This window comes from Methanomassiliicoccus sp. (assembly GCA_033485155.1).
Taxonomy (GTDB): Archaea; Thermoplasmatota; Thermoplasmata; order Methanomassiliicoccales; family Methanomassiliicoccaceae; genus UBA6.
The window spans coordinates 192,278-205,895 of the sequence record JAWQJJ010000001.1; the positions used below are offsets into that span (position 1 = coordinate 192,278).

Below are 13,618 nucleotides of genomic sequence, written 5' to 3' on the forward strand. Positions count from 1 at the left end.
TGGATGATGAGCAAGGAACATGGAGCCCACCGCCATCCTCCGGAGGATCGTCCACCTCAGCACCCCGGTGTTCTTAGTGTATTATATCCTCCCCTCCCCTCTTTGGCCAGGGGGGCCTCAGAAGGAGGCAGTATTGCTGCTGGCCCTGGCCGCTACGCTGATATTTGAAGCGGCCCGGCTGGCGCTGGGTATCAGGGTTCCGGGCATGCGACCATACGAGGCGGACCAGATCTCCGCAGCCGCCTGGGCGGGGATCGCCCTCACCTTCTCCTTCCTGTTCTTCCCCCTCGAGCTGACTGCCCCGGTCATCTTTGGCATGGCCTGGGTGGACCCGGTCATCGGCGTAGTGCGCCGGTCGAAGTGGTATCCCTGGTTGCCCTACGCTCTTCATCTGACGATCATGATGGCGGTGCTCGCCCTCCTCGTCCCATTGGACCTCCAGTGGGGGGTCGCCGCGGCGGTGACCTCAGCGGTAGCTATTGCCGCTGAGGGAATAAAAACGAGCTACGTGGACGACGATATCCTAATGATCGTCGTGCCACTCCTAGCCTTGTTCATCTTAACTGGCGTCTAGTCGCCCTTGCGCCAGGTAACGGTGCCGAAGAATCCCTTCTTTGGATACCGATCGTAATGTTTGATGAACGGCTGGACAGGTCCCTCGCATGCGTTGATGGCTTCCTCCTCGGTGTTGTAGACCTTGCCAGTGAAAACGCACTGCCAATATACTTTCTGTGGCTGGTCGGCCATGGGCACGAGTAATTGTCTCGTCGTTAATAACCTTTGAGGTCAGCGAGGTCAGCCTTCCCTACCTATACTAATAGAAAGGGGCGGTAGTCCTTTATATCCATACAAACCAATTAGGTGGGCTATGAATAGAATCAAGGTTATCAACGAACCATCGGAACTTGTACCGATGTTGCGGGCCGTTGATACCAAGGTAAAAAGAGAGGTTTTAAAGGAGGTGACGCTTGAATGGCGAACCACCAAAGAGGTGGAGGCCAAGTTCGGGCCGGAGGGTGCCGACGCCCTCAAGTTTTTCGAGAAGATGAAGCTCGTGGAGACCAGGTGGCAGTCGACCAGCGGGTCGTTCCCCGAGAAGGCATATCACACCTATTACACCTCTTTTCACATCAACGCTTCATGGCCGGTGTATGAGATATCCGACGTCCTCGCCGCGGCGATGATGCCGGAGGAAGAGTTCGAGGTCCTGGAGAAGCAGATATTCAAGGAAGTCGGGCCGGAGGGCCGCTTCGCCGGGGACATCGCCGAGAAGCTCGGCATCACTTCTACCATGCTGCGCAGCCTGGTCAAGCGCTCGGTCCGTCTTGATTACCGGGGCCATCGCATAGAGCGCCTCAAGGAGTGAGGCCGGGAATGACCGAGATATTCATCCTCAGGCTCGGCCATCGACCGGAAAGGGACAAGCGGGTGACGACCCACGTGGCCCTCACCGCCCGGGCCTTCGGGGCCAAGGGGATCTACGTGTCCACCTTGGACGAGGAGCTCGAGAGGAGCGTCAGGTCGGTCGTGAAGCGCTTCGGCGGCGATTTCACCATCACCACCGGCGTCAAGTGGAAGGAGTTATTACGCAACTTCGAAGGAACCAAGGTGCACCTGACCATGTATGGTGCGCACATCGATGATGCGCTGCCCAAGGTGCGGACTGCGATGACGGAGAAGATGCTCATCGTGGTCGGGGCGGAGAAGGTACCCCCCGAGGTGTACCAGGCAGCGACGTTCAACATCGGGGTCGGCAACCAGCCGCACTCTGAGGTGGCGGCCCTGGCGGTCTTCCTGGACCGCCTCAAGGAGGGCGCCGGACTGCGCACCGATTTCCATGGTCGCATGACCGTGGTCCCGTGCGAGCGGGGGAAGAAGGTTGTCAACGGTCCCGAATGAACAGGAATGCATCGAGATACTGCGGTCCCAGGGCACCCCGGACCGGGTAATCAAGCATGTCTGCACCGTCACCCGTCTGGCGGTGGCCATCGCCCGCCGGTGCGGGGCGGACATCGATCTAGTGCGGGCCGGGGGACTGCTGCATGATGTCGGAAGGTCGAGGACCCACGGAATTCGTCACGGGGTGGAGGGGGAAGCCATCGCCCGTTCCCTGGCCCTGCCCGAGCCGCTGGTGCTGATCATCAGGAAGCACATTGGTGCGGGAATAATTCCTGAGGAGGCCAGGGTCCTGGGCCTGCCCGAGCTGGACTACATCCCATCTACATTGGAAGAGAAGATCGTTTGCCACGCCGACAACCTGGTGGGGGATGCAGATTATATGACTTCGCGCGCTGCCTTCGAAGACTTCGTGAGGAAAGGGCTGCGTGAATCGGGTGAGCGCATGCTGGCCATGCATCGTGAGCTGTCGGCGGTGTGTGGAACGGACGTTGATACAATCGCCGCAAACCTCGAGCCATTGGATAAGAGTCCCTGCTCGAAGTACCTTGAGATGAGGATCAACAAGTGGACCGACTGACCCCGCCGGCGGTTCTGGAACCGATCCTCCCTCCGTCGGGGACGTTTGACCAGCTAGAGCATGGGTGAGGTTTGGCGGCAGTGACGCCGCTGGAAAAACGGAGAAGTTTACAGCTTCGCCGCAGGCTTCTTGGTGGTGACCCTCTTGGGGAAGTACTTCAGGATGATGATGTCTCCCACCGACTGAATCCACCGGAACGGCACGTTCACAGCCTTCGACTCCTCTACCAGGAGGGGATTCGTCTCGCTGACGAACAGGCCATCCACGCGCTTGTTGTCAAGATCGATCACCAGGTTGTTGACGTTTCCCAGGAAGATACCGTTCGACGTGTAGACCTGCAATCCCATTAGCTCAGACGCTTCCTCTAGCATGAGTCATCCCAGTCGCGGTATCCCGTTCCTTCTTTTAATAGGTTGTGCCCCTATTCATTTACTGGACCGCTCACCTCCCCTTCGGGAGAGGGGGGCCCCGAACATACCACCGGAAATTTATTTATCGATGAAAGCGCAATACGGTTTTGCATTAGAGATGCACAACCGATGGAGACCATGACATGGACGAGATCGAACAGATCAGGGAGAAGAAGAGGCAGGAGATGCTGAAGGGCGGGCCCCAGGGGGCTGACTGGCCGGCCGAGCCTGCTGAGGTCAATGACGGTACGTTCAACGATTTCATCAAGAAGTACTCGGTAGTGGTGGTCGACTGCTGGGCGCCGTGGTGTGGACCATGCCGGATGATGTCTCCGGTGATCGATGCGCTGGCCAAGGAGATGCAGGGTAAGATCGCCTTCGGGAAGCTGAACACCGATATGAACCCCAAGGTCGCTATGCGCTTCCAGATCGAGGCCATCCCCACCCTGCTGGTCCTTAAGGACGGGGAGCTGGTGGAGCGGCTGGTCGGCGCCAAGCCCAAGGAAGACCTCGCCAGGCGGCTGCGCGCTCACCTCTGAGCAAACGCCTTCACTTTCTACTTTTCGGTCTTACTAACCATAAAGGTATAAAAACCCGCCAGGCCCTAAAGGCAGAGGGAGCAATATGGAGACGGACATCACCATCATAGGGCTCGGTCCAGCCGGACTGCAGGCTGCAATCCACGCGGCGAGGAAAAAGGTCAAGGTCGTCGCCGTGGGGAAGAGCGAAGTGTCATCTCTCAACAAGGCCGAGGTGGAGAACTACCTGGGCCTCGACAAGACGGACGGAACGGAGATCCTGAGCAAGGGAAGGGAACAGGCCAAGAGGTTCGGCGCGGAGCTGCTGGAGGAGGAGGTCGTCAAACTCATCAAAGAGGGAGACGCCTTCGTCGTGGTCACCGACCATGAGAGGGAGATACGCTCCCGGGCGGTGGTCCTCGCGGTTGGCATCTCCCGGGCCAAGCTTAATGTTCCAGGAGAGAAGGAGTTCCTGGGGAAGGGGGTGAGCTACTGCGCCTCCTGCGATGCTGGGTTCTTCAAAGGGCGTCCGGTCGTGATAATCGGCGAGGAGAGCGAGGCCGCAGAATCGGCCTCATTGATGACGGAGTACGCGTCAAAGGTGTACTGGGTCCATCGGCAGTTGAAGGCTTCAGAGCAGATGGTGGAGAAGGCCCGCAAGGCTAACGTCGAAATGGTCCAGGCCAAGCCGCTGCGCATTGTGGGCGAGCAGACCGTCACCGGCCTGGAGCTGGAAGGTGGAAGGAAGCTGGACGTGAACGGTGTGTTCATCGCTCTGGGGGCCAAGGGGTCGATCGAGCTGGCCCTGGAGCTGGGCATCATGCCCGACCCCAGCGGCCAGATCCCGGTGGACGGCAACTGCCGCACCGAGATGGAGATGGTGTACGCCTGCGGAGACGTGACCGGCCTGCCCTGGCAGCTGGCCCGCGCCGTCGGTCAGGGTTGCGTGGCCGGCGACAACGCCGCAAAAGCGGTCCGGGCAGGGAAGTGAGCCGATGTCCCTGGAGAACGAATTGGTGGCAGGAATATTGCGGGAAGAGGGCGGGTTCCGAGATTCGCTGAGGAAGGTTCTAGAAGAGGATCTCAAGATGAGCATTCACGAATTCTGCTCCCAGACCGGGCTGTCGCCGTCGACGATCTACAAAATAATGCAGGACCAGAGGGAGCCCAACCTTCGCACGGTGAGAGACATCATCCGGGCCGTCCGCCGCATGGAGACCAAGCCGCACGGTAACTTCATAGCCGTCATCGCCGCCCGCCCGGTGCTCAGCCGGATCGAGGAGCGGACGGTTAAGGTCGGAGAGCGTGACGTAAGGGTCAAGGAATACCCGGCCAACAGCATGGAGGACGCGATCGTCGCCGCGGTGATGGCGGAGAAGGACGGGGCGCTGGCGATTGTGTGTGCGCCCATCGTTGCGCCTACTATCCAGAAGATCTTGACCATCCCGGTCTCCATTGTCATTCCCCGGGATAGCATCGCGCGGGCCATCGAGGTAGCCGCCCAGAAGACCCTGTGAACCGCTTACGCCCTTACAGGCGGAGGCCTCTGTATGCCGTCTTCTGGCGAACGAGCTACGGAGGCGTCGGCTAGCTCCCGGCCAGATGGCCGTTGTCAATAAATTACCCATCCAATTTTATAAAAAAGATGAATTGGGAGGTGACTGAAAGTCCCCCATGGTGCTCAGAGGTTTGCATCATTGCCAGCAGATCTGCATGCAGAAAGACCTTAAACGCCCTGGCGCTGCTGCTCCAGCTCATCGAGGATGGTCTTCCTTAGGTTGATGAAATCTTGGTTGGCCCGGTCCCGTGGTCGGGGAAGCTCTATCTTGTGGATGACCCTCACTCTCCCCGGACGGGAGGTGAGGACGACGACTCTATCAGATAGGAATACCGCCTCATCCACCGAGTGGGTGATGAATATGATGGTCTTCTTCGTCTCCGACCAGATGCGGAGCAGTTCCTTCTGCATCTGGTTCCTGGTCTGAGCGTCCAAAGCTCCGAAAGGTTCGTCCATGAGCAGGATCGCAGGCTCGTTGGCCAATGCCCGGGCGATCCCCACACGCTGCTTCATGCCTCCGGAAAGCTGGTTGGGGTGGGAATCTTCGAAACCCTTCAGCCCGACCAGGTCGATATACTTCTGGGAGATCTCCTTTCTTTTCTCAGAGGATACGCCCTTCACTTCCAACCCGAACTCGACGTTGCGGCGGACTGTTCTCCAAGGGAAGAGAGCGAATTCCTGGAACACCATCCCGCGGTCCGAGCCCGGTCCGATGATGTTCTTGCCCTTGAGGGTCATGGTCCCCGATGTCTTGCTCTCAAGCCCGGCAATGATCCTCAGAAGTGTGGTCTTGCCGCACCCCGAGGGTCCCAGTATGCACACGAACTCGCCGTCCTTGACCTCTAGGTCGATGTCCTGGAGTGCGACGAGCTGGTCCTGACCCTTGGGGAAGACCTTGGTCATGTGCTGGATCGTTAGACTTACCGCATTCCCATCCATATTGAGACCCTCTTCTCGATGAGCTTGGAGGCGCCCGTGGTCGCAATACCTAGGATGGCGATCATGAGCATTCCAGCGAACATATATTCATAGAGGCCGATCGAACCGTTGATATTGATGATCGCACCGATCCCGCCGCCCCTGGCGCCGATCATCTCGGCTGCCACTATGCACATCCAAGCGATGCCGAGACCTACAGTCACGCCGGTCATCAGATATGGGATGGTGTACGGGAAGACAACCTTGGTGAAGATCGTCCTTCGGTTCGCTCCCAGTGTCTTGGCCGCGTCCATGAGAGTCGTCTCCACGCTCTTGACCCCGAAGATGACGTTGGACAGTATAGGGAAGAATGCTCCCAGGAATATGACCGCCACCGGTCCCCAGTACAGCCCCAGGGCGATGAAGAACAGGGGCACCCAGGCAATGGGGGGGATGGGCCTTAGCATCTCGGCTATCGGCTTGCCCAAGCCGTCGGCTATGCGAGAGTAACCCATGGCCAGCCCCAACGGCACCGCCACGAGCAGGGCTAGCAAGAACCCGACGACGAACCTACCCAGGCTTGCAAAAACCTGCTGCATCATCGGCAGGCCGGTGGCAGGGTCCTTGTTGAAGGACTTGATGAAAGCATCCAGCACCAGCGGTGGTGCGGGCAGATATGGTTTATTCAGAATTATCGAACCGATCCACCATATGGCTATGAATCCAATGATGGAAATGGCATAGAGTATGTAGTCAGATGCCTGATCACGCTTCAAGCCGATAAAAGACCGGAAAGAGCGGCCTGGCTCCTGAGTGTTTGTCATTTCGGTCCCCTCATACCTGTTAAAAGAAGAAAAAGGTTTGGTGGCTATTAAGCCGCCACGACATTATAGCCGTTCTTCTCCGCTATGGCCTGCAGAAGCAAGTGCTGGATGGAACCCAGCCCGGGGTCGCCGATGACCTTGCCGTTCAGGTCCGCGAAGGTCTTGATGTCATTGGACACCACCAGGGCGGAACCCTCGGTGTTGGCACCGGCGATAATCTTCACCTGGACGCCGTTGTTCAGGTGCTTCAGGATGGCGGGCGGGGCACCAAGATAGCCAATATCCACGCTGTTGGCGGCGAAAGCGTCCATCTCGGCCGGGCCGGCGGCAAATCCACCGGGACTGGCAGCGACGGCATTTATGCCATACTGATGGAACAGGGAGGTCCCGCCGCCCACGGTGGCGTTCATGGCCACCAGGCGAGCGAACTGGTGCAGGTCACCGGCAAGGTATCCTACCTTGACCTCGGTCATTGTCGTGGTAGGCTGGACATCACCGATCGAGTTCAGGTATGATGCGTCCACATACTTGCCGATGAAGTCATCGACCGAAGAGTAGCCGGCAGAGGTCAGCTTGGCCTCACTGGTCTGGTTCAGCTGGATGAAGTCGTTGGTGAAGTTCTTCAGTCCGTCGATGAACGAGGACGACAATTGGTCGGTGAACTTGGTGTGGTCCAGAGAGTCCGCGACCACGCTGTTGTTGGTGTTGCTGAACTCCGCACCCATCTGCAGGAGCAGGGTGTAGTTGGCGCTGTCAGGGTGAGCGATGGCATCAGCGATCCAGGCATTCGCTAGGTCGTTAGCCTTCAGGAACGCCTTTACCACATCGGGGTGGGCTTGGGCGAACGCATTGCTGGCGACCACAACACAGCACGGATGGTCGGGCCAGATCTCACTAGACCAGTAGAGCACGTGAGCGTTACCGGACATCACGGCCTGTGAGGAGTATGGTTCCCATGATATGCCTCCCGCGATGCTGCCCTGAGCTATAGCATCAGCCTGCAACTTGGGAGCAACGGTCGTGTACTTGATCGTCTTTTCCGAAGTAGACGGTATTGTCGCCCACGCCACCGCGGCGATGACGACTACCGCGACCACTAGTACAGCAGCAATAATGTAACTTCTCTTCATCAGAGCACCTAAGCGCGTTACCGCGATGAGAATATAAATGAATTATGTATTCTAAGGTAAATTATGGCACGATTGTATAAGGATTGAGCGCTGATTCTACAACTGGGTCGCTATCATGGACATTTATTGTCATGAGTGCGAATATATTTCAACGATCAATCTCTACAATAATATTCGCCCTCATAACTAAACAATAAAAGCTAATAGCTTTCTCATATATGCGCGCGCGATACTAATGTTCGAGCTCAATGTCGAGAGCAACACCCCCTTGACTCCGTTGAAGGACGTTGACGACATCGCCCTGCAATTCCTCACCCACATCGGGTACCTCCCCAAGGGATATAATCCCAAGACCAACGTAATCGATACGCAGGACAGCGTGCCGTACCGGCTGTTCATGGAATGCTTCATGCGGAACATGAAGCGGGCGTGGCTCGTGGACGAGCTGGCCGCCCACCTAAGCACGACCAAGCCAACCATCTACCGCCACCTGAACAAGCTCAAGGCCATAGACATCCTCGAGGAGATCGAGACTGAGAGGGACGGTTCGGTCAAGAAAGGCTACCGCATCCGGTACGGTGACCTGAGGAAGGCGTGGAGCTTCACCGAGGCCAACGTGGAGATGGCCATGCAGAACTACCGCCTGACGGTGGAGCACTTCCAAAAGCTCGTAGAGGAGGAATCGAAATGGCAATGAAGGAGATCGAAGAGCTGATCACCATCGGCTCCAAATACAAGATCGTGAGCACGTACAGCGAGGAGAGGCCGCTCATATCGGTCGGGGAGTTCCGCGGATATGCGGCGTTCTCCAACGAGACCGCCCTGGTGCTGAAGCTCGACAGCTCCGACGGCCAGGAGGAAGGGCAGATACGCTTCCTACCTTACCACGCCATCGTGGCCATCGACGTGCTGGAACTCGCCCCAAGAAAAGTGGAGGAGCAGAAGGACGACAACAGAGTCTACTATAGGTAGGGAAACGGTGCGTACTTGGGATATCACGAGGACCTCATCCGCCTGATGCTGGAGGGCGAGGTCAAGGACAAGGAGGCCCTCCAGCGGGCCAAGATTGAGCTGTGCCGCCGTTACGGCCTTAATAGGGTACCGCCGAACTCGGAGACCCTCTCCCTGGTCGAGGCTCAGCACCTAGCCACGGTTAACGAGATCCTGCGCCGCAAGCCAGTGAGAACCCTGTCGGGTGTGGCGGTGGTGGCGGTGATGACCTCCCCGGCCCCCTGCCCTCACGGCAAGTGCATCTTCTGCCCCGGGGGAGTGGAGAGCGGATCGCCGCAGTCCTACACTGGCAAGGAGCCGGCGGCTCGCCGGGGCGCATCCTACGAGTTCGATCCCTACGCGCAGGTCAGAGGACGCATGGAGCAACTGGAGGAGATCGGCCACGGGACGGACAAGATCGACCTGATAGTCATGGGAGGCACTTTCACCTCCCGCCCGGTCGAGTACCAGGTGGAGTTCGTCAAGCGCTGCTTCGACGCCATGAACCTCTCACCATCCGCAGATCTGGAGGATGCCCAGGTGATGAACGAGAACGCACCCCACCGCTGCGTCGGCCTGACGGTGGAGACGCGGCCGGATGCCCTGACCGAGGAGCAGGTGGCGGTGTCCATGCGTCTCGGGATGACCAGAGTGGAGATGGGGGTGCAGATTCTCGACGACGGGATCCTCAGGGCGGTCAACCGCGGCCACGGACTGCAGGCTGTGGTCGACGCCACCGCGGTGGCCAAGCGGGCCGGCCTCAAGGTGTGCTACCACTTGATGCCTGGGCTCCCCGGCTCGTCGCCGGCCAAGGACCTCGATTCCTTCCGCCGCGTGTTCGAGGATCCCGCCTTCCGGCCGGACATGCTGAAGCTGTATCCCACCCTGGTGGTGAAGGGGACAAAGCTTTTCGAGATGTGGCAGCAGGGCGAGTACGCGCCGTACACGACCGATGAGGCGGTGGAGCTGATGGCGGAGATGAAGCGTCTGGTGCCGCCATGGGTTCGCATCCAGAGGATCCAGCGGGACATCCCGGTACCGCTGATCGAGGCCGGGGTGGACAAAGGCCACCTGAGAGAGCTGATCAAGGAGCGCATGCGCTCCAAGGGCCACGAATGCCGATGCATCCGCTGCCGCGAGGTCGGTCTCAAGGGAGTGAAGGACTACCGGCCGGAGGACGTGGTGATGACCGAGACGGCGTACCAGGCCTCGGGCGGAGATGAAACCTTCATCGCTTTCGAGTTGCCGGAACAGGATGCCCTGGTGGGGTACGCCCGCCTGAGGACGGGCGACGGACCGGTGGCCGGGCTGCGTGAGCTGAAGGTCTTCGGTCGCATGGTGCCGATAAAGAAGCAGGGCGGAGGGTGGCAGCACCGCGGGTACGGCAAGGAGCTGGTGGCCCGGGCGGAGGAGGTGGCCCGGGACAAGGGGTGCGAGGCCATCAGGGTAACCAGCGGCGTGGGGGTCCGCGAATATTACCGGTCTCTGAGATACTCACGCGACGGGATGTACATGAAAAAGACCCTCGGCCGGCCGTAGGCTTGCATGCGGTATCCTTCATTCCCATGCAGTTGCTTACTCTCTTGCTCTCACCAGGGATCATCAGCCGATCCATGCGCCGATCCCTGCCGGTGTATCTCGCATGCCCGATGCGCAGCTATCTTCTGGCCGCAGACGCAGCAGGTTGCAATGCAACTTCCTTTCCATGTCCCGACCCCGGCGCGATGAGATCCCGAGAAGCTGCCCGACGGTGCGGGGTGCCACAGCATGATGCTCTCTCTTGCCGCTGAAGGTAAAAAAAGGTGTTAGGAAATCGGTCGGGGCAAGGCCCCGGAAAATGTTCACGCGTTGGAGACCGACATCACGACAACGTCGCGGACAGCACGCATCTCGCTGAACGGAAGCACCAGCCGCCCCTGGGCGTCGGTCTTGTACAGCCGGCTCTCTACCTCCTCGGCTGGTACGACCAGGACGTTCTGGATGTCGCCCGAGGAGGTGTTCACCAAGAAGTTCTCGATCATACCGAGGATCTGCCCGTCGTTGGTCATGACGGTCTTCCCCTTCAGCTCAGTAATGAATTTTCTCATCCCAGCTCCCTCTTATGAACATTGATACTGACTGGTGGATGCAATAGGTTGAGCATATTTCAAATTATCGTGGTCTATTATAATTCCCGCCTTCAGATCATGGGCTCTGTCCTCGGGCAGTCGTCCTACTCTGCGCATAATCCGGCCCCGGAAAAGGACGCTAGGGGGCCCCACAAGATGGGCCAGCACGTTACCGAAAGCACGAAGCAGAAAGCAAGTTTTTTAACTTCCTCTAGTCCTCCATCGGCTCAGCGGGTTGGTCAAGTTTGCTAGGCCGTGAGAAGTGGTCCGCACAAGAGAATGGGAGCGCGTTTGTAAACATCCTAGGTGACTACCGGTTCATGAGCGAGGGCCACTACGGAAGCGTGGAGGCCGAGAACGCCGGGGTCAAGGTCTATCCAACCATAAAGGAGTCATTGGACGCCTACATCGTACCGCTGTGCATGGAGCGTGCCGCAGAGGCTGGAATCTCCGTTCCTGAGTATTACATATCGAACGACTTCTTCGAGCCTCCTTGCATCGTATACCCCATCAATCCTTTCATGAAGCGGCATAGCGTGGTTTACAAGTCTGGCCATGTGAAGCGCATCGCCAAGTCGATGACGAGGAATTTCAAGTACGCCATCTGCGTCCAGAAAATTGCCGAGGATGTTGCGATCCGGGAGTACAAGTGTGTTATGGGCAACACCACCTGCGACGAGGTCCAGGACATTGCCAGTAAGGCATGGGACCTCTTCCACCTGCCCATCTGCAACCTCCGGGTCATCGAGAACGGCAAGATCATGCTAAGCGCGATCGAGCCCTGCCCGCTCCAGGACCTGGGCTCTAGGGAGCTGAAGCTTCTGAGGAAGGCGAACGAATGGCAAATATAGCCTGTTTCGTGGAGCGCTACACCGTCTCCCGGGCCGAGGAACTCACTGCGCTGGTGAATTTCAAATTGGCCGCTCACAATCTGGGCCACCAGCTGGAATACGTGTTCCGCAAGGACCTGGCCAAGATCCCGGATTACGACGCGCTGTTCATACGCTCTCTGACCGACCCCCTCAACGCCGCGTACGTCGCCGCCCGGACGGCGGAACTGCACGGTATGAAGGTCATCGACGACCCCGACTCCATTATCATCTGCTGTGACAAGATCAACATGTACATGCACCTGATGCGTGCCAGGGTCCCTATTCCTGACACCAGGTTCATCGGGAAGAGCGAGCTGGATAAGGTCACCATGGCTCAGCTGTTCGAGGATCTCGGCGCTCCCCTGGTGCTCAAGGCGCCTCACACCTCGTTCTCCATGCATGTCGACAAGGTGGACTCGGTACCCGCCTTCGAGGAGGTGGCCAGGAAGTACTTCCGCCGGGCGGATGAGATCGTAGTGCAACGGTTCGTACCCTCCCGGTTCGATTGGCGGGTGACGACGCTCAACGGTGAGATCCTCTTCGTGTGCAGATATGTCATGCCCGGTAACTCCTGGAAGATCCAGCGCAACGATAACGGGCATATAATCTGGGCGAAGATCGAGGCGGTGGACCCCGCCACCGTGGATCCCCGTCTGCTGGAGATCGGTTTGAGGGCAGCCAACGCCATCGGCAAGGGCCTCTACGGTGTTGACATCAAAGAGATCGACGGCGAGTACGTGGTCATCGAGGTGAACGACAACCCCAACATCGATGCCGGCGGTGAGGACGCCCAGAGTCCCGAAATCTACGACCGCATCGTCAGATACCTGGCCGGCGAGGCGTAGGAGAGCGTCGGCCACCGGGAGCGGGCGATGGGATATTCTTCCCGGGACGTAATACGGTACGTCGTCCCATGCCGACCGTCCGGTCCGATCCCCCATCCCGGCCGGCCCTCCGGCGCCGACCGTTGGCGTTCGCCATCATCGCAGCCGTAGCGGTGGCATTCGTCCTGTTGCCATGGCAACCGGCCCAGAGGAGTGAAGTCGTGACCGCGGTCCCCGGCACCTGGGAAATGGTGGAGACCTACGCTCCGGTGCTGAGCTTCTCCAGCGGGGAGAGGACCTTCCCTGCCCCGGTCGGGTACTTCCTGGAACGGGCCTCCTTGGTGGACCTGGCCGGCGCGATCGTGGCGGAGCGGCCGGAAGGATTGGAGGAGACGGGGTCTGGCCTGTACCTCGACTTCGGCCCCGCCGATGTCATCGACACCTACGAGCGCGACCGGCCGGGCATCGCGAATACCGTGTACGGGCGCGTGATGGAGGTCAACGACCATATTGTCCTGCAATACTGGCTCTTCTACGTCTTCAATGAGGGGAGGCTCAATGTGCATGAAGGGGACTGGGAAATGATCCAGGTAACGCTGTCACCGGACGGAGCCAGGGCGGAGAGCATAGCTCTCAGCCAACATCATTCCGGCGACTTTATTCGATGGGACGAGCTGACCGCCGTGCGGGACGAGACCCATCCAGTCATCATGATCTCCCTGGGCAGTCATGCCAATTATGTGCCGGGAGAGGACAGGCTCGATCTCGGCGACCATGCCGACGAAGGGGGCGAAGAGTGGTCTCCGGACAACTATTCACTGATGCCCATCGGCCTCGGGACGGGAGAGAACGAACCGTCCTGGCTTCGATACCAGGGTGCCTGGGGGGCCCCGGCGGGGTCCCTGGGAGGCTTGCTGGGCAAGGAGGGACCGGAAGGCCCCATGTACCGCGAGGGCGGGAGGATGTGGTCGGGGACCGGATGGTGGTGAC

19 protein-coding genes are annotated in these 13,618 nt (G+C 59.0%); 13 read left to right on the plus strand and 6 right to left on the minus strand.

The window, feature by feature from the left end; translation table 11 throughout:
* The first annotated feature begins 19 nt into the window (after positions 1-19).
* A complete protein-coding gene (locus tag SA339_00960) occupies positions 20-574 on the plus strand; it encodes a hypothetical protein (protein ID MDW5561766.1) in 555 nt (184 codons plus the stop codon).
* Here the strand turns inward: SA339_00960 and SA339_00965 are convergent.
* On the minus strand, positions 571-747 hold the full coding sequence (locus tag SA339_00965) for a hypothetical protein (protein MDW5561767.1): 177 nt from the start codon (positions 745-747) through the stop codon (positions 571-573). The genes SA339_00960 and SA339_00965 overlap by 4 nt on opposite strands.
* A 121-nt stretch (positions 748-868) precedes the next feature.
* Here SA339_00965 and SA339_00970 point away from each other — a divergent pair, with 121 nt between their 5' ends.
* Genes SA339_00970 through SA339_00980 form a run of 3 tightly spaced genes read left to right on the plus strand, consistent with a single transcriptional unit; the run spans position 869 to position 2,476 of the window.
* On the plus strand, positions 869-1,366 hold the full coding sequence (locus SA339_00970) for an ArsR family transcriptional regulator (protein MDW5561768.1): 498 nt from the start codon (positions 869-871) through the stop codon (positions 1,364-1,366).
* An 8-nt stretch (positions 1,367-1,374) separates the two neighbouring features.
* Positions 1,375-1,899, plus strand: a complete 525-nt coding sequence (locus tag SA339_00975) for a tRNA (cytidine(56)-2'-O)-methyltransferase (GenBank protein ID MDW5561769.1) — start codon at positions 1,375-1,377, stop codon at positions 1,897-1,899.
* On the plus strand, positions 1,880-2,476 hold the full coding sequence (locus SA339_00980; GenBank protein MDW5561770.1) for an HDIG domain-containing protein: 597 nt from the start codon (positions 1,880-1,882) through the stop codon (positions 2,474-2,476). The genes SA339_00975 and SA339_00980 overlap by 20 nt, the downstream gene beginning before the upstream one ends.
* A gap of 107 nt (positions 2,477-2,583) precedes the next feature.
* Here SA339_00980 and SA339_00985 read toward each other — a convergent pair whose 3' ends face one another.
* Complete coding sequence (locus SA339_00985; protein ID MDW5561771.1) at positions 2,584-2,847, minus strand: PRC-barrel domain-containing protein; 264 nt, start codon at positions 2,845-2,847, stop codon at positions 2,584-2,586.
* A 182-nt stretch (positions 2,848-3,029) separates the two neighbouring features.
* Here SA339_00985 and trxA point away from each other — a divergent pair, with 182 nt between their 5' ends.
* From trxA to SA339_01000, 3 genes are all read left to right on the plus strand, one after another.
* Positions 3,030-3,425, plus strand: coding sequence for a thioredoxin (trxA, locus tag SA339_00990; GenBank protein ID MDW5561772.1), 396 nt, complete (start codon positions 3,030-3,032; stop codon positions 3,423-3,425).
* Between the two features lie 85 nt (positions 3,426-3,510).
* Positions 3,511-4,395, plus strand: coding sequence for an FAD-dependent oxidoreductase (locus SA339_00995; GenBank protein MDW5561773.1), 885 nt, complete (start codon positions 3,511-3,513; stop codon positions 4,393-4,395).
* Between the two features lie 4 nt (positions 4,396-4,399).
* On the plus strand, positions 4,400-4,921 hold the full coding sequence (locus tag SA339_01000) for a helix-turn-helix domain-containing protein (GenBank protein MDW5561774.1): 522 nt from the start codon (positions 4,400-4,402) through the stop codon (positions 4,919-4,921).
* A 209-nt stretch (positions 4,922-5,130) separates the two neighbouring features.
* Here the strand turns inward: SA339_01000 and SA339_01005 are convergent, their stop codons facing one another.
* Genes SA339_01005 through SA339_01015 form a run of 3 tightly spaced genes read right to left on the minus strand, consistent with a single transcriptional unit; the run spans position 5,131 to position 7,834 of the window.
* Positions 5,131-5,901, minus strand: a complete 771-nt coding sequence (locus SA339_01005; protein MDW5561775.1) for an ABC transporter ATP-binding protein — start codon at positions 5,899-5,901, stop codon at positions 5,131-5,133.
* On the minus strand, positions 5,883-6,704 hold the full coding sequence (locus SA339_01010; GenBank protein ID MDW5561776.1) for an ABC transporter permease: 822 nt from the start codon (positions 6,702-6,704) through the stop codon (positions 5,883-5,885). The genes SA339_01005 and SA339_01010 overlap by 19 nt, the downstream gene beginning before the upstream one ends.
* Positions 6,705-6,751: 47 nt before the next feature.
* Positions 6,752-7,834: an ABC transporter substrate-binding protein gene (locus SA339_01015; GenBank protein MDW5561777.1), complete on the minus strand. Its 1,083-nt coding sequence runs from the start codon at positions 7,832-7,834 to the stop codon at positions 6,752-6,754.
* Between the two features lie 235 nt (positions 7,835-8,069).
* Here SA339_01015 and SA339_01020 point away from each other — a divergent pair, with 235 nt between their 5' ends.
* Genes SA339_01020 through SA339_01030 form a run of 3 tightly spaced genes read left to right on the plus strand, consistent with a single transcriptional unit; the run spans position 8,070 to position 10,363 of the window.
* Positions 8,070-8,531, plus strand: coding sequence for a helix-turn-helix domain-containing protein (locus SA339_01020; GenBank protein MDW5561778.1), 462 nt, complete (start codon positions 8,070-8,072; stop codon positions 8,529-8,531).
* Positions 8,522-8,806, plus strand: a complete 285-nt coding sequence (locus tag SA339_01025; GenBank protein MDW5561779.1) for a hypothetical protein — start codon at positions 8,522-8,524, stop codon at positions 8,804-8,806. The genes SA339_01020 and SA339_01025 overlap by 10 nt, the downstream gene beginning before the upstream one ends.
* Before the next feature lie 15 nt (positions 8,807-8,821).
* Entirely contained in the window at positions 8,822-10,363 is a 1,542-nt protein-coding gene (locus tag SA339_01030) for a tRNA uridine(34) 5-carboxymethylaminomethyl modification radical SAM/GNAT enzyme Elp3 (protein MDW5561780.1), read from the plus strand.
* Between the two features lie 302 nt (positions 10,364-10,665).
* On the opposite strand, the gene SA339_01035 is transcribed toward SA339_01030, so the two are convergent.
* Positions 10,666-10,911, minus strand: a complete 246-nt coding sequence (locus SA339_01035; protein MDW5561781.1) for a PRC-barrel domain-containing protein — start codon at positions 10,909-10,911, stop codon at positions 10,666-10,668.
* A 266-nt stretch (positions 10,912-11,177) separates the two neighbouring features.
* Between SA339_01035 and SA339_01040 the strand changes: the two genes are divergently transcribed.
* From SA339_01040 to SA339_01050, 3 genes are all read left to right on the plus strand, one after another.
* Positions 11,178-11,783 (plus strand): RimK-like ATPgrasp N-terminal domain-containing protein, encoded by a 606-nt coding sequence (locus SA339_01040; GenBank protein ID MDW5561782.1) that lies wholly within the window; start codon positions 11,178-11,180, stop codon positions 11,781-11,783.
* Positions 11,771-12,649, plus strand: coding sequence for a RimK family alpha-L-glutamate ligase (locus SA339_01045; GenBank protein MDW5561783.1), 879 nt, complete (start codon positions 11,771-11,773; stop codon positions 12,647-12,649). The genes SA339_01040 and SA339_01045 overlap by 13 nt, the downstream gene beginning before the upstream one ends.
* Before the next feature lie 68 nt (positions 12,650-12,717).
* Positions 12,718-13,617: a Vps62-related protein gene (locus SA339_01050; GenBank protein ID MDW5561784.1), complete on the plus strand. Its 900-nt coding sequence runs from the start codon at positions 12,718-12,720 to the stop codon at positions 13,615-13,617.
* The last annotated feature ends 1 nt before the right edge of the window (position 13,618 follow it).